We start from the raw sequence: 23,117 nt of genomic DNA, 5'->3' as shown, positions 1-23,117 counted from the left end.
AACTTATGAAAACACGTGCCGTGCGTCTATATGGTGTAAATGATCTACGGGTTGAGGAATTTGAGCTTCCCTCGATACAGGAAGATGAAATTCTGGCAAAAGTGGTTACCAACAGTATTTGCATGAGTGACCATAAGGCCGCTGAGCAAGGAGCCTCCCATAAACGGGTACCTGATGATGTGGCTCTCAATCCCATTATCCTGGGGCATGAATTTTGTGGAGAAATTGTGGAAGTAGGGAAAAAATGGGCAGATTCCTTTAAAAAGGGAAGTCGTTTCTCAATTCAACCCGCCCTTAATTACAAGGGGACCCTTGATGCCCCTGGCTATTCCTTTCGTTATGTCGGAGGCGATTCGACCTATATCGTGATCCCTCACCAAGTCATGGAGCTCAATTGTCTGCTTCCCTATGAGGGAGATGCTTTCTTCCTTGGAAGCCTTGCAGAACCGGTTTCTTGCATCGTCGGGACCTTCCATGCCATGTACCATACGAAATCAGGTTCGTATGTCCATGAGATGGGCATTGTAGAAGGCGGGAATCTTGCCATCATCGCAGGAGTCGGACCCATGGGACTGGGTTCCATCGACTATGCCCTGCACTGTGAACGAAAGCCCGCCCTTGTGGTGGTAACCGATATCGACGATGCCCGTCTTGCCCGTGCTGCGCAACTTTTCACAGTAGAAGATGCCAAAAAGAATGGGGTTACCTTGATTTACCTCAACACAAAAAATCTTGCTGATCCGGTTGCCACTTTGAAGGAGATTTCCGGAGGAAGGGGATATGATGATGTCTTGGTCATGGCCCCTGTGAAACCCCTCGTTGAGCAAGCTGATGCCATCTTGGCAAACGATGGGTGCCTGAATTTCTTTGCAGGCCCCAATAAGAGTGATTTTTCTGCAACCATGAATTTTTATGATGTCCATTATGCCTCGCACCATATCGTGGGAACCAGTGGCGGGAATACCGAGGACATGAGGGAATCACTTTCGAAGATGGAGAAAGGAATTCTTAATCCTTCAGCTATGATTACCCATGTCGGAGGCTTGGATGCAGTTCCTCAGTCGGTCATCAACCTTCCTTCCATTCCTGGCGGCAAGAAATTGATCTATACGCATCTGGATCTTCCCTTGGTTGCCATTGCTGATTTTGCCGAGGTAGGAAAGACCAATCCTCTCTATAAGGAATTGGATGTACTGGTCAAGAAGCATAATGGTCTCTGGAATGCGGAAGCCGAGCAATATTTGCTTTCACAAGTCAAGGGAATCTAGGGGAGATCAGATGAAGAAGCATATTGCCATTGACCTCGGCGCTTCCAACGGAAGAGTCATTGTAGGTGACTTGCAGGAATGTACCGTGGTCCATCGCTTTGTTACCCAGAACGAGGTTATTCTCGGTGAACTTCATTGGAATCTCATCGGGTTGTTTGCAGAGATAAAGCTTGGGTTGAAAAAAGCTTTCTCCTTGTATGGTGATAAAATCGGTTCCATAGGCATCGATACCTGGGGAGTCGACTATGGCCTATTCGATTCCAATGGTTCTTTGGTCTCCCTTTGCTACCATTATCGCGATGCAAGGACCGATGGACTCATCGACATTGTTTCCGAAAGACTTGGTGGCAAGGAAAGGGTCTTTGCCGAGACGGGTATAGCCTTCCAACCTTTCAATACACTGTACCAGCTTGCTGCCATGCAACGGGACAGAAATGAGGTATTCAAGGTTGCAAAACATTATCTTTCCGTGCCTGATCTCCTGGCTTATTGGTTGACGGGAGTCATGAAGAACGAAAGGACCCATGCCTCCACGACCCAGTTATATAATCCTTTTACCAAGACCTGGGCCTGGGATCTCATTGATGAAATGCAATTCCCCCGGGAGCTTTTTGGGGAGATCGTGGATAGCGGTACTGTTTTGGGGCCTCTTGTTGAGTCTGTGCGATATGAGCTCAAGGCTGGCAAGGAGGTAATGGTCATAGCCTCGGCTGCCCATGATACTGCCTCGGCTGTTTCTGCCGTACCTGTTGTTGAAGGTGAAGTACCCCTTTACATCTCCAGTGGTACCTGGTCCTTGTTGGGGGTCGAGTTGGAGAAACCGATTGTAAGCAAACAAGCCTTGGAAAATGGCTTTACCAATGAAATAGCTTCAAACGGGAAGGTCAGGTTTCTCAAGAACATCATGGGTATGTGGATTCAGCAGGAATGTGTCCGTCATTGGGAAAACCAAGGGGAAACTATCTCTTGGAAGGAGTTGGATGAGCAGACTCTCCTCTGTCAAGCGTATAGTGGTTTTATCGACCCGACAGACAACAGGTTCCTCAAACCCAATGGGTATGGAAATTTGATGGTGGATAGAATCGACACCTGGTGCGAGGAACATGATATGCAAAAACCCTCCTCAAAAGGAGAATACATGGTTGCCATCTATCGGGGGCTTGCCAAGGCATATGCAATTTCGGTGAAGCAGTTGGTAGAAATAACTGGGTTGCCAGTTACTTCCCTCTACATCATCGGAGGTGGTTGCAAGAATACGATTCTTGACCAATGGACCGCCACGGAAACCGGTTTGCAGGTATATGCCGGACCTGTCGAAGCTACTGCATTGGGAAATATCGTTGTGCAGATGTTGGCGGTGGGGGAACTCGATTCTTTGTCAGCGGGAAGAAAAGCTCTTCGCGTGGAACAAAAAGTGAAATGCTTTCACCCTTGATTTAGTGTCTGGACAATGGTTTTATGCATGCCGTTTATCTTGAGTACAAAGTATATATGATGGCTTAAAAACTAGAATATACCAATAAAAATACCCTATATATGCAATAATAGGGTATTGTTTTTCGTCATTTTTATAAAACTAAATTTAATTGAATGGAGGATTCCTAGTGAAATAATCGACTTTTGTAAACGTTTACATTTTTTTGTTGACAAATCAAAATCGAGATGCAAAGATTTACATATACGCTAAGTTTCAAAAGGATTTTTCAATCCAGGAGGGGAGAGAAGAATCAAATTACTATTTGGAAATTAGCCCGCCAGGGGGCTTAGCCCTGGTACAAAAAGGAGTTTTAGATGAAAAAGATGTTGGCTATCTTACTGGTGCTGGCAATAGCCTGCACAAGTGTATTTGCCCAAGGTTCCTCGGAACCAGCAAAGGGCGGCACTGTGAAAATTGGTGCTCTCATTCGTAATCTCAACGAACAGTTTGTCAAAGACTATGCTGACAATTTGAAAAAACTTGCAGCAGAGAAAGGCATTGAATTGAATCTTCAGGATGGACAGGGTGATGTAGCTCGTCAGCTTGATCAGCTCAATACTCTTATTACCCAGGGGTATAAATATTTCGTAATCATCCCACAGGATACCAGTGTAACCGAACAAATGGCCCAGCAGATCAAGGCTGCAGGCGGTGGTGCTGCTTTCTCTAACATCCAGCCTTCCGTGGCTGCCTTGAAAGTCGGTAAGGATTTCTACCTTGCCTCCTCCCCTGAATTGGTTGCAGGTCAGTATCAGGCACAGATTGTTGATGAATACTTCTCCAAGTATCCTGACAAGGCTCCCGGAAAAGTTCTCAATACCTTGTATCTCGAAGGCCAGCTTGGACATCCTGCCCAGATCAGCAGAGAAGCCGGATTCGTCGATGAACTCACCAAACTTGGTTATAAAGTAAATTTTGTTGCCAAGGATACCGCTGACTGGTCCCCTGACAAGGCCCAGGAAAAGATGGATACCTGGCTTGCAGCTCATAGTGGCAAATTCAATCTCGTCGTTGCACAGAATGACGGAATGGCCCTTGGTGCAGTCGAATCCTTGATTACCAATGGTCTTACCAAGAAAGATGCTTCCGATGGAACTATCCTTACGGTTCCTGTTCTTGGTATCGATGCTACTGCCGATGCTCTCAACTCAATGGATCAGAACAAATTGTATGCAACAGTATTGCAGGATTCAGTTGGACAGTCCTCCACTGCCTTTGAACTTGCTTATGCTATGGCTACCAAGGGAACCGCTTACGGTATGACCGCTTGGGGAATCAAGCCTGCTTCTACAGTAATTTCCGAAGCTCCTGCAAATGATGCAGCAGTAATCGGTCAGTGCTATCTTGTACCTTTCAAGCCGGTAACGAAAGCTAATTACAAGGAATTGATGTAAATCATATTTCAGACTCCTGCTGGTCTTTACTGGCAGGGGTCATCCTTTAGAAACGCCGGTCTCTGGCGGAAATGCAATTATAGTTCGGAAAGAGGAAAATACATGGATAATACATTTGCCCTGGAAATGATAGAAATTACCAAGGTATTTCCTGGTGTACGTGCCCTTGATGAGGTCACCTTCAGGGTAAGACCAGGAACAGTACATGCCCTGATGGGAGAAAATGGAGCGGGCAAATCAACGTTGATGAAGTGTTTGTTCGGAATTTACAGAGAAGATCACGGAACGATAATTCTCAATGGAAAGGAATGCCACTTCCAGGATTCCCACGATGCATTGCAAAATGGAGTTTCGATGATTCATCAGGAATTATCAAATGTCCCTGAGCGCTCGGTAGCCGAAAATATTTGGCTGGGTCGCGAACCCTTGAAAAAAAGCCACTTGATCGATCATAAAAAAATGAATAACGATACCGAGGCTTTGCTGAAACGTCTCGAGATCCAGATAGATCCAACACAAAGAATAGGTTCCCTTTCAATTTCCACCCAACAGACTTGTGAAATCGCGAAAGCTGTTTCCTATAACTCCTCGGTCGTGGTCATGGATGAGCCTACCAGTTCACTCACCGATAATGAAGTCGATCGATTGTTCAAGATCATCAGGCAATTGAGAGAGCAGGGGGTTTCAATAATCTACATCTCCCATAAGATGGATGAGATTTTCACCATTGCGGATGAAGTAAGTGTCATGCGCGATGGGAAGATGATCGGAACCTACGATGTCAAGGATATCAATGAAGGGAAATTAATCTCCCTTATGGTTGGTCGGGATGCCAAACTTCGATTTCCCGAGAGAAAGAATTCCATCGGGAATGTTTGTCTCAAGGTCGAAAATCTCACTGCCCACAATCCGCGTTCGTTCAAAAATATTTCCTTTGAGTTGCATAAAGGTGAAATTCTGGGAATCGGTGGTCTTGTCGGAGCCCAGCGTACTGAGCTGATGGAAGCTCTGTTCGGGGTTAGGGGCATAGCAGAAGGAAAGATTACCGTTCATGGAAATGAGCTTTTGCATATTACCCCAAAATTGGCTATTGAAAATGGTCTTGGGATGATTACCGAGGATCGAAGGGGCAGTGGCATTTTCCCTCTCATGGATATCTCCACAAATACTTCCATTGCTTCCCTTGGTTCTTTTCTTACGAAACTTCATTTGCTCGACCATCGAGAAATGAACAAGGCAGCAGTGCAATACAATGAGGCCCTCAGGACCAAGACTCCTACAATGGAAACCTTGATACAGAATCTTTCGGGAGGGAACCAGCAGAAGGTCATTATCAGCCGATGGCTGATGACATTACCCGATATTTTGATTATGGATGAACCGACCAGAGGCATCGATGTCGGTGCAAAGTATGAGATTTATACGATTATGAGCCAACTGGTAGAGGAAGGGAAAGCAATCATCATGGTTTCCTCCGAGATGCCTGAACTCATAGGAATGTCTGACAGGATTATGGTCCTTTGTGCCGGACGACATACGGGGACATTGAATAAATGCGACAGTACGCAGGAAAGTATTATGCGGCTGGCAACTCAGTTCATGTAAGAAAGAAGGGAGATAGGAAAAACATGGATTCAAAAAAAGCTCTGGGTGCTACCAAAAAAGTAGTTAGCCAATATACGACCTGGTTTACGTTTGTCGCACTGCTTTTGGTGCTGTCGATCCTTACCAAAGGGGCTGCCCTGAAATGGAATAGTGTCAGGAACTTGTTGATTGCCGAATCTGTGCGTTCCTTTGCAGCCCTTGGGGTTGGCATGATTATCATAACCAAGGGAATAGACCTTTCCATTGGTTATGTTGTATGTCTCACTGCTTCTGTTGCCGCTTCCTTTGCACAGAATCCCGATTATTCCTCAGCCATTTATGCAGGACAGACGTTTCCGTTGTTTGTTCCCGTTCTTGCGGCTCTGGTTGCCGGCGGACTTTTTGGTTTGTTCAATGGTTGGTTGGTAGCCTACGGAAAGCTTCCTCCCTTCATTGCAACCTTGGGCTCGATGTCCATAGCAAAAGGCTTGCAACTTATTTATACCAGGGCTGCCGTTGTCGGTTCCCTGAACCAGAATTTCAAGAGTATCAGCCAAGGTAATGTCGGACCGATTCCAAATCTCATCATCTATGTTGTCATAGCTGCCTTCATCGTATGGGTTATGCTCAAGCATACCAGACAGGGTACGCATTTCTATGCAATTGGCGGAAATTCCCAGGCTGCCAGAGTTTCTGGTATCAACGTTGAACGAGACTTGATGATGGTTTATTTTTATGCAGGAATCCTGTATGGTATTGCCGGTACGTTGCTTGCCTCGAGACTTGGCCTTGCAAACTCATTGACTGCAAACGGAATGGAACTTGATGCCATCGCGGCGGTCACTGTCGGCGGTGTTTCCCAGAATGGTGGTGTCGGTTCCGTCGGTGGAATGATGATCGGTGTCTTTACCATGGGCTTGATCAACTATGGAATGTCCTTCTTGGGAGTAGACAGTTATTATCAGCAATTGGTAAAGGGTTTCATCATTATAGCCGCTGTTTATTTTGATATGAAGAAATATGCCAGGAGAGGCTAGTTGACCAAATCGTGGAGGAACAGTATATAGGCTAGAGGCCCCTAACGTTGCCAAAAGGTTGTAGTGTATGGAAAGGAAAGAACAAGCGACGATCAAGGATGTAGCAAAGCTAGCAGGAGTCTCTATAGCAACTGTCAGCAGGGTCCTCAATAAATTGGGTGTAGTCAATCCTGATACTGAACAAAGGGTGCTTGCTGCAGTGGGGACTCTTCAATATCAACGCAATGCTGTTGCCCGTTCCTTGAAAATGAAACGGACCAAGAGCATAGGGCTCATAGCTCCTGAACTCTCAAATACCTTTTTCTCGGAAATCGTAGAACAGCTTGAAATGCTGCTTGGCCCTTTGGGATATGCGTTGCTGTTTTGTTCCTCCCAGAATTCCGTTGAGGAAGAAAAACGAAAACTTTCCCTCTTGCTTGAAAGAAACGTGGATGCCTTGGTCATAATCCCTGCCAGTGATGTCGGGGATCATTTTACTGGTTCTGCCTTTACCTCTACTCCCCTGGTCATGGTTGACCGACAGATACTTGGACTTGAATGTGATGTGGTCCTTACCGATAACTATCAGGGAGCATATAACGTGACTTGCTCCTTGATTCGGGAAGGCTATACACGTATTGGTTTTCTGGGAGGGGACAAACATGTCCATACTTCCGTTGAGCGACTTCATGGATACTTGGATGCGCTAAAAGAATTTGGCCTTGAATCAGAACCTGATTTCATTTTATTGGGTGGTATGACCCAACAGGCAGGCTATTCCCTCATGGCAACTGCCTTGCAAAGGGAAAATTGTCCGGAGGCTTTTTTTATTGTAAATGATATGGTCCATATCGGGGCTACCAGTTATCTTCTATCTGAATGCAGTGAAGAAATTCAAGATAAGATGGCGTTCTCGGCGTTTGACTATCTGTATTATGCACCCTTGTTGAAATTCTGCCATTATGCAGTAGCCCAACCCCTGGAAGAGATCGGGGAAGTGACGGCCCAGCTTTTACTCAAGCGTATCAAGGGAGATCATTCGGGGTATCCCTGCAAGGTGGTTATTGAACCCACCATCAGGGTCCTCAAGACCAATGGTGGTATCGTAACCGATGAAAAATGCATTGCCACCAGTCACGGTACCACTCCAAGAATCGACAAGATCTTTAGTTGATTCCTATTTCAATTCTTCATCAAAACAGACTGCAACCTTTCCGCAAGCCCCGCTTGCCATGAGAGAGTAGGCTTCATCTGCCTTGGTGAGAGGGAATCGATGGGTTATAAGATCTTCTGGATGGATATTCCATCGAACCAAGCGTTCAACCAAATCTTCCATTTTCCAGATACTGGTCACCCAGCTTCCATAGATGGTTTTCTGGTCATGGAGCATGTCCGGGCTCGGATTGAAGTGCACGGTCCCACCTTCTCCGACAAAGGCAATTTTTCCCCATTTCCTGGTTGCTCGAACAGCTGTTGCCCTGCCATTGTCATTTGCGCTGCAATCGAAGGCTTTTTCTACTCCATGTCCACCGGTAACTTCCTTGACCTGTCTGACATTGTCTTCCCCAGGGGTAAAGACATAATCGGCAAGACCAAGTTTCTTTGCCAGTTCAATACGAGTCGGCTGGCTTTCGATGCCAATAAGCATACTGGCTCCCATAGCCTTGCAAAGCATAAGGCAAGCAAGTCCTACAGGCCCGAGTCCTACGACCAGGACCGCATCATTTCCGCTAACTCCGACTTTCTCGATAGCCTCATATACGGTTCCGAATCCACAAGCTACTTGCGCACCATCGGCATAGGTGAGTTCATCAGGAAGCTCTACGAGGTCTTTCTCGTCACAGAGCATGTAATCTGCCATACCACCATCACGTTGCCACCCATAGGCAGCTCGCTTGGGGGAGGTGCAACTGATCATGAAGCCCTGACGGCATTCATGGCATACGCCGCAACCGCTGATATGGTATACGATGACACGATCTCCTTTCTTGAAGCGCTTGAGTCCCGGTCCTTCAGCTATGATCTGTCCGCAGGGCTCATGGCCGGCAATGACATCTTGGTATCCTTCAGGGCCTTTGCCGAGGTGTTCGCGATAGATGCACCGGATATCGCTGCCACAAATGGTTGTGCATTTGGTTTTCACCAATACCTGACCGTAGCCTGGGGTAGGAATAGCATATTCCTGTAGGGAAACCATGCTGTTTCCCGGGAGTGTGGCCCCTAGCATCTTATTTTTTTCCATCGAATTCCTCCTTTGATGGTTGGTTCCTGTATGACTGTGGGCAAGCAATGGTTCCGTCCAGATCCCAAAGGTCAGTCCAGTCCTTTGCTTCCTTCCAAAGAAAGACCTGGCCCTTGACCAGACGGCTATTGCAATCGATATGTTTGAGTTGTTCCAATTCTTCATTGGAAAGAGGATCGGAGGAAATGCTTTGCAGATTGCTCAACAGGTTTCTCTCCTTGGTTGACTGGGGAATGGGAATGATCCCGTTTGCATGTGCCCATTTGAGGCATATGGAGGCAGGATGGCAATTATGCTTCTGTGCAATTTCTACGATAATAGGATGAGCCATATCGATGGCATCTCCCTCGGTCATGTCCCTTGCAGGTCTGTTCGGGGAACCCAAGGGACAGAATCCGATGGGAATGATCTCTTGTTCCTTCACATAGGAAAGGAATTCCTGTTGTTGGAAGCAGGGATGGAGTTCCATTTCCTGAAAGGAAGGTCGAATCCTGCAATCGCGTAAGAGCAAGGTCAACTTAGCCTTGGTCATATTGCTGGTCCCGATATGTTTTACCAAGCCAAGGTCAACCAAGGTCTCCATTTCCCTCCAGGTTTCCATGAACTCCTCATGGATATAGGGGCGGGCATTGTCGCTTCTGCTCGTCACGTCACATTTAGGTGGATGAAAATTGGGGAAGGGCCAATGAACCAAATACAGGTCCAGGTAGTCCACCCCAAGGTCTGATAAACTTTTTTTACAGGATGCCAGGACGTTTCCTTTCCCGTGCATATCATTCCAGAGTTTGCTGGTTATCCAGAGTTCTTCCCGTTTTACCGGAAAGGTCTCCAGGACTTTCCCTATTTCCTTTTCATTCCCATATACACTGGCACAGTCAATATTCCTGTATCCAAGGCTCAAGGAAGTATGGACTGCCTGAGCCATCTCTTCGTTGCTGACATGATCGCTTCCGAAGGTTCCGATCCCTATGGCGGGTATCCTTGCTCCGGTTGCCTTGATACTCATGGTTGGTACCTGCATGGCAATTCTCCTTCTTTATATACATAGGGTACTCTTCCTTTTTTGTTGGCGCAATGCTTGATGTGCGTATTATTACTATTGTTTTGCGCAGATAAGCAAGGCATGGTATGATGAATGCATGTTGCAAATCGGTTTGAAGCTTAGATTTCAGGATGGGTATGACATGGCTGTGGCCAATGGTGTTGTCCGTTACGCCAAGAGTAAACTATCTTGGCAATTGCGAGGACAGGGCCAATGGTTTTTCCCCCTTGATGTTGATGGCTTGAAACGTTGCGATGCTCTCATTGCCCGTATCGAGGGTGAGGATGAGGCGTTGTTTTGTTCCAATCTGGGCATTCCTGTGGTGGATATCGCCGGTGCCTGTTCCTCAAAATTATTCAGCACTGTTCGCAACGATGATTATGCCACGGGAATAACGGCGGGTAAATACCTCAAAGGATTGGGAACGGTACGATATGGTTGGTGTGGCGTCGATGATGTACACTGGTCACGAGAACGTATGCTGGGCTTTTTGGCTGCCATAGGCTGGAATTTCCAAAAGCTTCCAGCCTTTTCTCGTTCCCTGCATTGGTGGAGGAAAATCTATGAACCTTCCACGGAGTTGGATGCCTGGTTGTTTGCCTTGCAGAAACCGATTTCCATTTTTTGTAGCAATGACCTTGTAGCCATGAAATTGGAGTTGGCTTGTCAGCACTTGGGTTTGGCAATACCTTCCGAGGTGACTGTCCTTGGGGTGGATGATGAAAAGCTTCTCTGCGAATTGGCAAGTCCGTCTCTTTCCAGTATTCCTCCCAACTGTGAAATGATTGGCTTCAAGGCAGCGGAGATGATCGACTCCCTTCTGGAGGGAAAAAAGGATGAGATCCGTATTCAACGTATAGCTTCCGGTCCGGTATCGGAACGAGAGAGTACCTCTTTGGTCCTTGAATCAGATAGTGTGGTGGCCGAGGCCTTGAAAATGATTCGGTCGAAGGTATCCTCCGGAATCTGTGCTTCTGATGTAGTTGCGCATTCAAGTGTTTGCAGAAGAACCTTGGAATCACGGTTTAAACGGGCAAGGGGAAGAACCATCCTTGAAGAGATTTCCCAAGAACGGCTTGCCCTGGCTTGCAAAACATTGCAAAAAAGCAATATTCCTGTCCAACAGATAGCTGAGGAGTGTGGCTTTGGTTCCACTCAACGGTTCTTTGCCTTGTTTCGTCGCCAATATGGAACGACTCCCCAGGCATGGAGAAATCGGATGAAACTTTGACCTTGTTGTAGGCTGGGTCTGCTTGAGGAAAGAACTCGATTGTGACATGATAAGGCCAAGGAGCAATGCAATGGAACTAATGCTTGATACTGCAAATCTCAAAGATATCGCAAAGGGAATTACGACGTATCCCGTAACTGGGGTAACGACTAATCCTTCAATTATAAAAGCAGAAGGAAAGGTCGATTTCTTCGAGCATCTGAAAAAAATCAGGGGAATCATTGGAAAGGAGAGAAGTCTCCATGTACAAGTGGTTGGACAGGATTGCGATACGATTATCAAGGAATCGGATAAAATCAGGTCAATCCTGGGTGAAGAGACCTTCATAAAGATACCTGTTACCGAGGAAGGTTTGCGTGCCATCAAGATTCTTTCCAAGGACGGAGTGAATGTAACTGCTACGGCAGTTTATACTACCATGCAAGGAATTCTTGCAATGTTGAGTGGCGCTCGCTATCTGGCAGTATATTACAACAGGATGCTCAATATCGATATTGATGCCGCAAGAGTCATCAAGGAACTTAGTAGTCTTCTTTGGGCCAATGCAGGAAATTGCCAGGTCCTGGCTGCAAGTTTCAAGAATATCAGCGAAATAACCACAGCCTATGCCAATGGCGCAAGTTGCTGTACTGTACCTCTCGACCTTTTGACCATGGGTCTATGCATGCCGTCCATTACCCAGGCTGTCAATGATTTTCACACGAATTGGCAGGTAATCTATGGGGACAAGACGATTCTGGATATGTGATGCCAGCTTCCCTGGATCCTTTTTTCAGTAATACAGTCCAGGTAATGCTCGACGAGGAAGGTTTTTCCTGGCCTCGTCGGTTTACCACAAGGCAACTTGATTCAGTTGTAAATTCTCATCTTTTTTATATGATGGCACGGTCTTCCGCAGGGTGTTGCCTGACGTTTTTCACAACTGGTTCAAATATAGGGTTTACCTGTAGACGATACAGTCCAAGTTCTCTAGGGGGTTCTAGACCTCTTGGGCAAAATATAGCCTTGAAAGAGTATGGAAGACCCTTCGACATGTCAGATTCTTTCGATATTTCGGTGGATGGCAAATTTCTGGCCCCCCTTCCCATCAAGAAAGGAATGTTGAGGGCATGTTGGGATAATCCTGAAAAGAAACAGGTCTTGGTGAAGTTCTTCTTTCCAATGTGCCATCAGGTTGGTATCAAGGATTTTTCCTGTGACCAGGATATGCTACCGATCAAAAAACCTTCAGGAAAAATTCTCTGTCTTGGGGATTCCATCATGCAAGGTTTTATGGCAAAACGTCCGGCCTTTGGTCTTGTACCACTGCTTTGCGAGCATCTGGGCGTGGAGATCGTCAACCAAGGGATCTGTGGCTTTGGTTATGATCCTTCGATTCTGGATGGAATGGAAGAGCTAGGCCTCTTTGACTGTATCTTGGTTGAATTGGGTACGAATGACTGGAATTTTTCTCCCGACTTGCCTTCCTTGGAAAGACGGATTGCCTCCTTTTATTCCCGACTTACGACACTTTTTCCCAGTATTCCGATTTTTACAATGACCCCTATTTGGCGGTCAGATCTTGATGAACTAAAACCTTGTGGTTCCTTTGCCGAGCTTTCTGACTTGATTGCCCAGGAGGCGGAAACCTATGTACAGGTAAAGGTCATTGATGGGCTTTCGGTTTCCCCTCATAAGAGAGGCTATTATACTGATGGCTTTCTGCATCCCAACGTGGAGGGTTTCCGTTATCTGTCAGAGCATCTTGTACCCTTGCTGAAGCCTGTATTGCGGATCTGAAGAAATAGGGCTGTTCGTATCCATATCGTTGTCCTGCAACCCTTCCAAGTTTTTCTAAAATCCTTTTCTCTTGACAGGTGAAAACTGGGTGCGACAATGAAAGAGATAATAAAACAGATTAAATGGCAACTATAGGGTATTATTGAGGCTGTGAGGATTTCTGTTTGCTTGGAGGCAAGATATGAAGGATATTGATGGGCAGAAGAGAATTGCCGTATTGATTGATGCTGATAACGCCCAATATTCGAAAATCAAGGCAGTACTGTCGGAGATTTCGACTCATGGACGTATCATAACAAAACGTGCCTATGGGGATTGGTCCAGTCCGAATCTCAAGAACTGGAAGGATTCACTCAATGATTATTCCATCCAGCCTATCCAGCAATTTGCCTATACGACAGGAAAGAATTCCACCGATGCTTCGATGATCATCGATGCCATGGATCTATTGTACACTGATAAATATGATTCCTTTGTCCTGGTATCCAGCGATTGTGATTTTACCAAACTTGCCTCAAGACTGAGGGAATCTGAAAAATTTGTATTTGGGGTAGGGGAAGCAAAGACTCCGATGTCTTTCCGTAATGCCTGCGATGATTTTATTCTGGTAGAGAATCTGGATAAAGAAGTGCATAAGGCGGAGCGAAAAAGAGATACTTCCCATAAGAAGACAGTCAACGCCAAACCCAATATCAAGGAAAGAATCCCGGAAGTTATAAAAGAACCGGTAATTGTTGAGACAGTTGAAGCTGATACCTCTTCACTCGACGGAGTCATCGAATTGCTTGATATTGCTGCGGAAAACTATGGAAATGAAGATGGTTGGACCAATGTTTCGTCAGCAGGAACGTACATCAAGCGGTCTATGCCTGATTTTGATCCCCGAACCTATGGATTCATAAAACTTCCTGATCTTATCAAGAGTCTTTCATCTATCTATGAGATCAGGCGCTTTTCGGGAAAGGGAACGGTTACCATCGTGGCCTACAAACGTAAGGACAATGCTCCTCTCTCTGAACTTTCCCCATAGAGTTGGAGAGTTCTGAGAGCTAGGCTACTGATTGACGGTATTGCACCGGAGACCGGTAGCCTAGTTTTTTTTGTATTCGCTTGTCATTGTACCAAGCGATGTATTCCCTTACCAGCTGTTCCATCTCTTCCTTGGTTAGCAGTCTCTTTCTGTTCTGGTAGATGGTCTCACACTTCATGAGGCCGAAGAAATTCTCGATGCAGGCGTTGTCCCAACAGTTTCCCCTGCGGGACATGCTCTGCACCACACCGAGACCCCTAAGGTAGTCGACATAGGCCCTGTTCGTGTAGGTCCATCCCCGGTCCGAGTGGATGAGGACGCCATGGAGATCGAATCCCTTGTCGACCAGTTGCTGGATGGCCTTGATGACCATGGCGAGGCTCTGGTGCTCCTCCATGACATAACTCACGATCCCGTTGTCGTACAAATCCTTGACCGCGGCCAGGAACAACCAGCCCCCCACGACACGAAGGTACGTGATGTCGGTCACCAGCTTGCACATGGGCCCCTCTGCCGAGAAGTCCCTGGCCAGTATGTTTTGTGGCAGTTCCCTTGCAGTTTCTTTCCGTATCCGATAGTAGCCCTTGGGAAACCGTCGGATGCGGACCTTCGCGTTCAGGGCATGTTCCTTCATGACCCGCTCGACGCGCTTGTGGTTCAGTTGCACGTACCCGAACCTCGCCTTCAGTTCCTGCGTCATCCTTGGAATCCCGTAGGACCAGTTTGTCTCTTCTTGTATCTGCCTGATGTGCGATGCTATGGAGACATCATTGTTGACCGAATCATCCTTGTGTTGTTCCCAGTAATAGTAGGTGCTCGGGCAGATGCCTGCCAGCTTGAGCGAACGGGTCACAGGGACTCCGAGCTTCCGTGCCTCAGCAACTGCTGATAGAACTTTTTTTTTGACGGATCCGTCTCCTCTGCCTCGCAGATTTGGAAGTACGTCCTGTAGAAGATAATCCCGTCGTGCATCCCCTTGAGCTCTGACTGCTGTTGCCTTACGAGCTTCTCGAGCTCTTCCATCTTCTTCCGTTCCAATTCCGTCATTGTGTCCACCTTTCCTCTTTCTGCCTTTCTTTCTCGTGCAGACCCCGTACTCAGTATAGTTCCGAATCCATACATTCAGAACACTAATCGACAAGGCGTATTTGCGGCAAAGACCAGATTTGGTTTCTTCCTTGGACAGCGACTTGAGGACAATCCCTTCCTTTACTTGCTCGTTCATGGCCTCGTATCTACGGTCGTAGGTACAGTACACCCAGCTCTCGTTTCCACCTTCGTATTGCTTGCACCACCGCCTGGTGCTTGACGGATTGAGACCCAGTCTCTTTGCGGTGGCCTTGCCTTTGCATCCTTGCTTGAATAACTTCAAGGCCTTGAGTTTCGTCTTTTTGCTGATCTTTGACATAACAATCCCCCATGTTTGGATTTCTCCAATTCACGGGGGAAAGTTCACTCATGACCGGTAGATGGGGGTTGTTTAATAAATAATTTAATTACAAAGAAATAGAATTTGATGCTCCATTGATAAGTAGTAATGATACTCGTATACTGAGGTATTACATATTACGAGGAGAGAACTATGAGCGGAAAATTTGTAATTACAAAGACCCCGAAGGATTTCTATCGGTTCAGTCTTCTGGCAGCAAACTACGTGACAGTGCTCACCAGCAAGAACTATTCCACCCTCCGTACTTGCAGGGAAGGAATCGAGACAATAAAGACCAATGCGTTGGCTCCAGTGTCTGATTTGACCTTGACGAATACCCCGGACCAGAAATTCCCAAAATATGAGGTATATCTGGATACCAGTGGACTGTTCCGTTTTCGCTTGCTTGCCTTAAATGGGCTCAATATTGCCATGGCAGAGGAAGGATATGTCTCCAAGGACAGTTGTCTGAAGGGTATTGAAGCCATCGGCCGTGCAATAAAGAAGGCCACGATCGACGAGACAGCCCTGAAGTCCTGATGACTGCAAGGAATGAATGTTTCTTTCGTATAGCCCTCAATATTTACTGATTGCGAGCTCATCTTCCCTATCGAGGGAAGTTGTCTCGAAATCAGCTGTTTCAAACGTATCTTGAAACAGCTTCTTTACCTTACCGTACTAAATTGTATACGTATTCTTTAGGTACCCTACAGCCTCTTCAATTCTTTTCCAGGCTTTTTCGATTGACTTTCTCTGGGTCCCGTAGTTGAAACGAATGAATCCTCTATAATCCTCTCCTCCGAACCAAGTTCCATCGTTGACGGCGATTTTTGCACGTATTCCGAAGAATCGGGAAAGCAAACCTCCCATTGGACTTCTTGAGCTTTGGTAGAGGTCGGGGTTTGCCTGGGCATCCAATTCGACCAAGGGGAGAATCTCATTGCAATCAATAAAGCCGATGAAAGAGGCTTGTGGCTTGATGACATGGAGCTGGGGAATATGTTGTTTGCAATAGGTGTCCATAAACTCAATGTTTTCTTGTAGGTAGGAAAGAAGTTCCAGAAGCCAATCATATCCATATCGGTAGGCATTGGTTGCCACTGTTGTTGAAAAGAAGGAAGGCTCGCCTAAAAACAGTTGTTCCATTCGCCTCTTGAAGTTGTTCCTGAGTTCTTGGTTCTCGATGACCGCCACTGAAAAATGTTCTCCGGCAATGTTGAAAGTCTTTGAAGGCGCCATGCAGGTTATTGCCTGGCAACCATTTTTCAAGGCTATGGGAAGAAGGGGATGATGAGCACCAAAGGAAAGGTCTCCATGAATTTCATCACAGATGATCGTGACTTGATTGTCCCTTGCTATCCTGCATAGCTTTTCAAGTTCTTCTTCACTAAATTCCAAGCCTGAAGGATTGTGGGGGGAGCAGAAAAGGAGAAGCTTGGCTTGCTTGCAAAGTGTTTCATAGGCCTCCCAATCGAGGGCGAAGGTATGGGCCTCTTTGTCATACACCAAAGGCCACCGGAGCAGCGTCCTTTTCTGGTTGTTTACAATCTTGAGAAATGGCTGATAAGCTGGAAGGGGAACGATGATACCGTCTCCGGGAGCTGTCAATAATTCGGTAAGCATGGCAATGCTATTCAGCATTCCCAAACAGATGACAACCTCTTGGGGCTGTACTTCCCAATGGTGGCGCTTTTTTGCCCATTCACAAAACAACTCCTGGATTCCCGAAAAATGGGGATATCCATAGGTACCTGTTTGTGTGGCCAACGCTACCTGATTTATTATTTCAGGCGCAGCAGTGAAATCCATATCCGCTACCCAAAAAGGTTCGGCGTCCTTGACTCCCGTAATGCTTTGTATTGCTTGTTCATTCCATTTTACCGATAGGGTACCTTTTCTATTCACCGGTTTGTCGAAATCATACTTCATTAATTCCTGAACTCCATATCGTAGCCGGATCGTTTGTTGGGATAACGACCGGCATGGACTTTTTTTGTAAATTTGATGGCACTTGTCGGACAACGATGATAACAACCAAGGCATCCCAGACAATTGTCCCCGAAAGTGGGTTTTCCCTCTTCCATAACAATATTGGTTGAGGGGCACATACGATAGCAGAGCCCACAACCAGTACAAGCTTGTGAAACGGTAAATTGCCGGGCAGTATCCTTGGAAGAAAGATGGATGATCGGCATGATACGATGAAAGGCGAATTTCGAGAAAAGGGGTTTCAGGGAAAACTTGAATTTTTCATCAGTGATATCCCTTGCGATAGAGGCTATCCTTCCATCGGCCTTTGCATAGAGAGCCTTGATTTTTTGTTCATCAGGAATGGTAAACAATGGTACGTATACATCAGGCATGACAACCTGGGTGGAATAACTGGAAAGGCATCCGGCTTTTTGGAGCATCAGTTCGGTTGCTGTCAAACTATAACCGTTGAATATGTATCTGGTCGTGATAAGAAAGCAATATTTTATGGGAAGCAAATCCTGCATTGCAAAAACATTCTCGATGAATTGTTTGACGATGAGGGGAGGAAAACCTTTATATGTGGGGAAGATGATTCCCACACGTTCAGTCATTTCCAGATGAGGAATGTCCATTACTGAAGCCATCAGGACAACTTTTGCATCACCTAGTTCCTGAGCTAATTTTTGTGCGACATAATAGCTGTTTCCTGTTCCTGAAAAACAAAAGATTGTTGTCTTCATGATTGCTTTCCTGGGGTAAAGGATGATAGAAGTTTGCAGACAGAGTCCGTATCTTCGTCATTGAGATCGAGGTTGGTAACCAGTCTTACCAAGTTCCCCTCATTGTTGGCAAGGATACCGATGGTTTCCAGTTGCTTGACGATATCTTTGGCCGTATATCCTTTGACAGTAAAAAAGATGATGTTGGTCTGTACTCCCTCGAGGTCGACCTGGGCCCACCCTGTTTTTCCCAGGGTCGCGGCTATGGCCTTGGCATGTGCATGGTCCTCTTGCAACCTGTCTACATGATGTTCCAAGGCATATATTCCCGCTGCTGCCAGTATTCCGCTTTGGCGAATTCCCCCACCCAGCATCTTGCGAATGGTAAGTGCCTTGTCGATAAAGGTCTTATTCCCGCAAAGAAGGCTACCTACAGGGGCGCCAAGGCCCTTGGAGAGGCAGAAGGTAAGAGTGTCTGCATACTTGGCATAGGTCTTTACAGAGATGCCTGTAGCAATCTGTGCATTGAAGATCCTTGCTCCATCCATATGGACAAGAAGGTTGTGACTATCGGAAAAATCCTTGATCTCCTCAAGATTCTCCAGGGGATAGCAAAATCCTCCGATGGTATTCTCTACTTCAACAAGAGTTGTGGTTGCCATATCATAGGCACCTTGTTTTACTTTACCTTCCAGCAAGGAGCTGTTCAAAATGCCTCTTGGTGCCTCCAGGCCTATGGGAAGGGCCCCTGCAATTGCCGCGACTGAACCGATTTCATGCTGGATGATATGGGAATTGGCGGCGGCAAGGATTTCATTGCTTCGTCCCCCGTTGATATACAGGCTGATGAGATTTCCCATGGAACCCGAGGACACAAACAGGGAGCGTTCTTTTCCTGATAACTCTGCGCCCATCTGCTCAAGTCTATTGGTTGTTGGGTCTTCTCGGTATACATCGTCCCCGACCTCGGCTTCATACATGGCTTTGCGCATAGCCTGTGTGGGTTTCGTAATCGTGTCACTTCTCAAGTCAAACAGTTTCATAGAACATCTCCTCTGATGGAATCGAATAGGTTGAAAAATGATGGAAAGGTAATGGAGGCGGCATCTATGCCAATCAGGTGTAATCTATCCTTGAGTGCGATGCTGGCTGCTGATAAGGCCATGATTACCCGATGATCGTCATGTCCGTACACAGTGCCTCCATGAAGGGGATGTCCTGCCTTGATGGTCATGCCGTCTTCCTGTTCTTCGATTTGGGCACCGAGTCTTGCAAGTTCTTCATGCATGACCGCGATGCGATCGGTTTCTTTGATTCTTGCCTGGGGTACGTTGACAAGATGCACGTCTTCTTGTGCGAAGCAGGCAGTTACTGCAAGAATCGGTAGGGTATCAGGCATGGAATTCAAATCGAAGGTGCCACCTTTGAGTTGTTGTGGTCCTTCAAGTGTAACCGTGGTATCTTCCCAGGTTACCGTACATCCCATTTGACTGAGTATATCAAGGATTTTCTTGTCTCCCTGCACATCTTGCGCATTGAGTCCCTTGACCGAAATTTTTGTCTTGCCGATGGCCGCCATGCAAAAAAAGAAGGAAGCTGAACTGAAATCACCGGTAACCATAGCTTCAAAGCCCTTGAAGTGCTGGTTGCCAAAGGTTTTTGCTTTCTGGAGGTCAGCTGAAATTTCATAGTACAGGTTTTGCTCGTTCATCCATTGCAATGTCAAATTTACATAGGGTTTTTCATAAAGTAGGGGAACATTGATGTTGCAATCACCTTTGGATAGACAACAGGCAAGTAAAAGACCTGAAAGATATTGGCTGGTAGGACATTCTATTGAGCAAGATCCTCCTCTCAGGGGGCCCTCGATAGAGAAAGGTGGGAAAGTACCGTTCTTCCGCACGATCGTTGCACCTAGGGCCTCCAGCGCATCCAGCAAAGGGCCTATGGGGCGCTTTTGCAACTGTCCATCACCTGTGAAGGTAAATATTCCTGGCAAGGATGCAAGCATTCCTGTGGCAAGATACAGCGTAGTCCCGCTGTTGCCGCAATCCAAGGTATGGCTTCCTTTCAGGTTCTTTATCTTGGTTGCATTACAATTGAGAGTGTCATGGTTGTCGTTCCAGGTCAGTACCGCTCCCAACTGGGTGCAAAGATCCATGCAACTTTGGGTATCCTGACTATCCAGTGCATTATGGATGATGCTGGTCTCTCCACTGAGGGTGGCTATAAGCAAGGCCCTGATGGTTTGGCTTTTTGATCCCGGAATAGTGATGGTTCCCCCAACTGGAGTGGGTACAAAGGTTTTGTCCATAGGGAAAACTATAGCGAAGATGACTCTCTGAGTCCAGCAAAAAAATCCCCGGGAAACTCCCGGGGATGATAAAAGTCTGAAACAAACTACTTGAGGTAGATGTTCTTGACCGGATGGTAATCCATGGTGTTGGTACTCCAACCGCCCCACTTGTTTGTATCGATCATATTGAGGGTTACATAGTAGTAGAGAGGCATGAGGGATTGATCTTCATTGATCATGATATCTTCAGCAGTCTTCAAGACGCCCATGCGGTCAGCGCCTCCGGCCATTCTTGCTGCTTCATTGATCAAGAGGTCATAGGTCTCATTGGAATACTTACCACCGTTCATGCCAGCTCCAGTAAGGAACATGTCAAGGAAGGTGTTAGGATCCTGGTAATCGCCTACCCAACCGGCACGGGCGACAGTAAAGTTGCCTTGGTTCCTGTTGGACAAATAGGTCTGCCATTCCTGGTTCTCAAGTTGTACGTTGATTCCGAGGTTGGTCTTCCATTCCTGCTGTATGTACTCGGCGATTTGCTTGTGGGCTTCGCTTGTATTGTACAGGATGGTAAGAGTCGGGAATCCGGCACCGTTTGGATAACCGGCATCAGCGAGCAACTTCTGGGCTGCGGCGACTGCCTCACTCTGGTCTTCATACGGGAAGGCAAGGGATTCATATCCGGCCATTGGGGGAACAATGCCCCATGCAGGAATCTGTCCGGCCTTGGTTACACCGTCGACAAGAGCCTGACGATCGACAGCAAGGGCAAGAGCCTTTCTTACGCGAACGTCGTTGACAGGAGCTTTTTCGTTTTGGAAAACGTAGTAATAGGTTGAAAGCTGGGGAGCTGACTGGTAGTCATCGCGCATGGATGCGGCCTTGATCTGGTCGTTGGGAACAGTGGTGAGCCAGTCGATCTCGCCATTGATGTACATGTTGTAGTTGGTTGTATCGCTATCGGAGGCATAGAAGATAACCTTATCAAGCTTTACGTTGGCCTTGTCCCAGTAATTCTGGTTCTTGGTGACAGCGAGATAGCTCTGGGGGACTTTCTCTGACAATACGAAGGGTCCGTTACCTACGAAGTTTTCGGGATTGGTCCAAGCTGCACCGAACTTCTCGATAGCATGCTGGGGGACGATTGCAAAAGAGTAGTGGGTAAGGGCATCGATGGCATACGGGAGAGGACCGATGAGGTCCATCTGGAAGGTGTAATCATCGAGAGCACGAATCTGAACAGCATCAGTACCGGCTTTTCCTGCATTGTATTCGCTTGCACCCTTGATGAACATGCAAGGGAACCAAGCATAGGGGCTTGCAGTTTCGGGATTGAGCTCACGGAGCCAGGAATAGACGACATCCTTGGCCGTAATGGCTACGCCATCGGACCACTTGGCATCGCTGCGAAGTTTGAAGGTGTACTGAGTGCCGTCAGCATTGGCGGTCCAGCTTTCAGCAACACCGGGAACTGCATTTGCAGTAACGGGGTCATTGGCTACGAGACCTTCGAAGAGAGCCTCGAAAATCCTGTGCTCAGGGACACCCTGAATGAGAGCCGGATCAAGGGATTCAGGTTCCGATTGGTTGGAAATACGGAATACCGTCTCTTGTTTGGCGGGTTGTGCCGGAGTGGTTTTGGCAGGAGCAGTAGCAACCGTGGCGGGAGCCGGAGTGGTTGTTGCTGGAGCTGCAGCTTTAGCAGGAGTAGCAGCGGGTGCTACAGTAGCAGCAGGTGTAGTGGTTGCGGCAGTCTTGGGCTCTTCTTTCTTTCCACAGGAAATAAAGAGGGAGCTAACAAGAAGAACGCAAAGCACGATAGTCAGAAATTTCTTCATAGACATATCTCCTTGTGAATGTAAATATAAACGTTCAACCTAGCATATTCTACATTTAACCACGAATCAAGAGAAAACGCAAATGGGTTCAGTATGAAAATTTACTCCAAAAAATGTAACCTTTTGATAATTTAGTTCCTAGTCAAGGATTCTTTTCATTTTGAGCATTCAAGGAGCGTGACCTTCCCCAGAATTATAGGTATAGTCTAAAAAAGGATGGAAACAAATGATAAGGCATACAACTGGAAAACAAAAAAAGGGTATTATATTTAGAATAGCCCCTTCCTTTACCATTATATGTGGGTTATTTACCCTGTATATCATATGGGGACTTTCCTATTCCCTGCAAGATGGGATTCCCTTGAATTCCATGTGGCATCTTGTTGTCATGGCCTTGCTTGCTGCACTTGGTGCCTTATACCGCGATTCCTGGTCCTTTGATTCCGAGCAAAAAACAATATCCTCGTTCTATGGTTTTGGTTTCATAGGCAAAAAAGCTGAATATTCCTTTGATGAAATAGAGAGGATTGAATTGACCCATTTTGTCAGGGGCTCCGTGGACAAGGATGCAAAACCTACGAAGCGACGGCTCAAGGCCATGGTTGTACTTTCCCTTCGGTTCGAAAACGATAGTGTGAAAGACCTTGAAATCATCCAGGAGAAAAGTTCGGGGGGAAGAACGGAAGCTGCAGCCCAGGCTCTCAGCGCCGCTACGGGGCTTGGCCTCTATGTCGATAGACCGCGGGATCTTGATCTCAAGGTAGGTCTGAGGGACTTCTGAAATACGTGTCCTATACA

General features: G+C 46.7%; 20 protein-coding genes. 12 read left to right on the top strand and 8 right to left on the bottom strand.

Features of this window, described 5'->3' with window-relative positions:
* Positions 1–5 precede the first annotated feature (5 nt).
* The 6 genes from ACHZBG_RS10905 to ACHZBG_RS10880 all read left to right on the top strand — a co-directional run bounded on the left by ACHZBG_RS10905 (position 6) and on the right by ACHZBG_RS10880 (position 7,913).
* A complete protein-coding gene (locus ACHZBG_RS10905; RefSeq protein ID WP_320129485.1) occupies positions 6–1,268 on the top strand; it encodes a zinc-binding dehydrogenase in 1,263 nt (420 codons plus the stop codon).
* A 10-nt stretch (positions 1,269–1,278) separates the two neighbouring features.
* Entirely contained in the window at positions 1,279–2,703 is a 1,425-nt protein-coding gene (locus ACHZBG_RS10900) for a rhamnulokinase family protein (protein ID WP_320129484.1), read from the top strand.
* Positions 2,704–3,059: 356 nt separating this feature from the next.
* Positions 3,060–4,139 (top strand): substrate-binding domain-containing protein, encoded by a 1,080-nt coding sequence (locus ACHZBG_RS10895; RefSeq protein ID WP_320129483.1) that lies wholly within the window; start codon positions 3,060–3,062, stop codon positions 4,137–4,139.
* Between the two features lie 102 nt (positions 4,140–4,241).
* Positions 4,242–5,744: a sugar ABC transporter ATP-binding protein gene (locus ACHZBG_RS10890; RefSeq protein ID WP_320129482.1), complete on the top strand. Its 1,503-nt coding sequence runs from the start codon at positions 4,242–4,244 to the stop codon at positions 5,742–5,744.
* A 23-nt stretch (positions 5,745–5,767) separates the two neighbouring features.
* Positions 5,768–6,760, top strand: coding sequence for an ABC transporter permease (locus tag ACHZBG_RS10885; protein ID WP_320129481.1), 993 nt, complete (start codon positions 5,768–5,770; stop codon positions 6,758–6,760).
* Positions 6,761–6,827: 67 nt separating this feature from the next.
* The gene (locus tag ACHZBG_RS10880) at positions 6,828–7,913 is read left to right on the top strand and encodes a LacI family DNA-binding transcriptional regulator (RefSeq protein ID WP_320129480.1); all 1,086 of its coding nucleotides are present in this window, start codon (positions 6,828–6,830) and stop codon (positions 7,911–7,913) included.
* Positions 7,914–7,916: 3 nt separating this feature from the next.
* Here ACHZBG_RS10880 and ACHZBG_RS10875 read toward each other — a convergent pair whose 3' ends face one another.
* Positions 7,917–8,981 carry a zinc-binding dehydrogenase gene (locus ACHZBG_RS10875; RefSeq protein ID WP_320129479.1) on the bottom strand — a complete coding sequence of 355 codons (1,065 nt, stop codon included), beginning with the start codon at positions 8,979–8,981 and terminating at the stop codon, positions 7,917–7,919.
* Complete coding sequence (locus ACHZBG_RS10870; protein ID WP_320129478.1) at positions 8,968–10,002, bottom strand: aldo/keto reductase; 1,035 nt, start codon at positions 10,000–10,002, stop codon at positions 8,968–8,970. The genes ACHZBG_RS10875 and ACHZBG_RS10870 overlap by 14 nt, the downstream gene beginning before the upstream one ends.
* 133 nt (positions 10,003–10,135) lie before the next feature.
* On the opposite strand from ACHZBG_RS10870, the gene ACHZBG_RS10865 reads away from it, so the two are divergent.
* The 4 genes from ACHZBG_RS10865 to ACHZBG_RS10850 all read left to right on the top strand — a co-directional run bounded on the left by ACHZBG_RS10865 (position 10,136) and on the right by ACHZBG_RS10850 (position 14,063).
* Positions 10,136–11,254, top strand: a complete 1,119-nt coding sequence (locus ACHZBG_RS10865) for a substrate-binding domain-containing protein (RefSeq protein WP_320129477.1) — start codon at positions 10,136–10,138, stop codon at positions 11,252–11,254.
* A gap of 70 nt (positions 11,255–11,324) precedes the next feature.
* Positions 11,325–12,002 (top strand): fructose-6-phosphate aldolase, encoded by a 678-nt coding sequence (locus ACHZBG_RS10860; RefSeq protein WP_320129476.1) that lies wholly within the window; start codon positions 11,325–11,327, stop codon positions 12,000–12,002.
* Positions 12,003–12,286: 284 nt separating this feature from the next.
* The gene (locus ACHZBG_RS10855) at positions 12,287–13,033 is read left to right on the top strand and encodes an SGNH/GDSL hydrolase family protein (protein WP_394699389.1); all 747 of its coding nucleotides are present in this window, start codon (positions 12,287–12,289) and stop codon (positions 13,031–13,033) included.
* A gap of 181 nt (positions 13,034–13,214) precedes the next feature.
* A complete protein-coding gene (locus ACHZBG_RS10850; protein WP_320129474.1) occupies positions 13,215–14,063 on the top strand; it encodes an NYN domain-containing protein in 849 nt (282 codons plus the stop codon).
* Positions 14,064–14,082: 19 nt separating this feature from the next.
* Here the strand turns inward: ACHZBG_RS10850 and ACHZBG_RS10845 are convergent, their stop codons facing one another.
* Complete coding sequence (locus tag ACHZBG_RS10845) at positions 14,083–15,471, bottom strand: IS3 family transposase (protein WP_320127752.1); 1,389 nt, start codon at positions 15,469–15,471, stop codon at positions 14,083–14,085.
* Between the two features lie 174 nt (positions 15,472–15,645).
* Here ACHZBG_RS10845 and ACHZBG_RS10840 point away from each other — a divergent pair, with 174 nt between their 5' ends.
* Positions 15,646–16,032, top strand: a complete 387-nt coding sequence (locus tag ACHZBG_RS10840) for a DUF1508 domain-containing protein (RefSeq protein WP_320129473.1) — start codon at positions 15,646–15,648, stop codon at positions 16,030–16,032.
* A gap of 138 nt (positions 16,033–16,170) precedes the next feature.
* On the opposite strand, the gene ACHZBG_RS10835 is transcribed toward ACHZBG_RS10840, so the two are convergent.
* The 5 genes from ACHZBG_RS10835 to ACHZBG_RS10815 form a co-directional block, all read right to left on the bottom strand.
* Entirely contained in the window at positions 16,171–17,421 is a 1,251-nt protein-coding gene (locus ACHZBG_RS10835) for an aminotransferase class I/II-fold pyridoxal phosphate-dependent enzyme (RefSeq protein WP_320129472.1), read from the bottom strand.
* Complete coding sequence (locus ACHZBG_RS10830) at positions 17,421–18,206, bottom strand: EFR1 family ferrodoxin (protein ID WP_320129471.1); 786 nt, start codon at positions 18,204–18,206, stop codon at positions 17,421–17,423. The genes ACHZBG_RS10835 and ACHZBG_RS10830 overlap by 1 nt, the downstream gene beginning before the upstream one ends.
* The gene (locus ACHZBG_RS10825) at positions 18,203–19,228 is read right to left on the bottom strand and encodes a GntG family PLP-dependent aldolase (RefSeq protein WP_320129470.1); all 1,026 of its coding nucleotides are present in this window, start codon (positions 19,226–19,228) and stop codon (positions 18,203–18,205) included. Before ACHZBG_RS10825 ends, ACHZBG_RS10830 begins: the two co-directional genes overlap by 4 nt.
* Complete coding sequence (aroA, locus tag ACHZBG_RS10820) at positions 19,225–20,499, bottom strand: 3-phosphoshikimate 1-carboxyvinyltransferase (protein ID WP_320129469.1); 1,275 nt, start codon at positions 20,497–20,499, stop codon at positions 19,225–19,227. The genes ACHZBG_RS10825 and aroA overlap by 4 nt, the downstream gene beginning before the upstream one ends.
* A gap of 86 nt (positions 20,500–20,585) precedes the next feature.
* Positions 20,586–22,319: a peptide ABC transporter substrate-binding protein gene (locus tag ACHZBG_RS10815; RefSeq protein WP_320129468.1), complete on the bottom strand. Its 1,734-nt coding sequence runs from the start codon at positions 22,317–22,319 to the stop codon at positions 20,586–20,588.
* A gap of 226 nt (positions 22,320–22,545) precedes the next feature.
* Between ACHZBG_RS10815 and ACHZBG_RS10810 the strand changes: the two genes are divergently transcribed.
* Positions 22,546–23,100, top strand: a complete 555-nt coding sequence (locus ACHZBG_RS10810) for a hypothetical protein (RefSeq protein ID WP_320129467.1) — start codon at positions 22,546–22,548, stop codon at positions 23,098–23,100.
* Positions 23,101–23,117: the final 17 nt, after the last annotated feature.

Origin of the sequence: uncultured Sphaerochaeta sp. (assembly GCF_963676625.2) — a bacterium.
GTDB lineage: Bacteria > Spirochaetota > Spirochaetia > Sphaerochaetales > Sphaerochaetaceae > Sphaerochaeta.
Note: the sequence above shows the minus strand (reverse complement) of the source record. Positions and strands in the feature narration are given on the sequence as shown.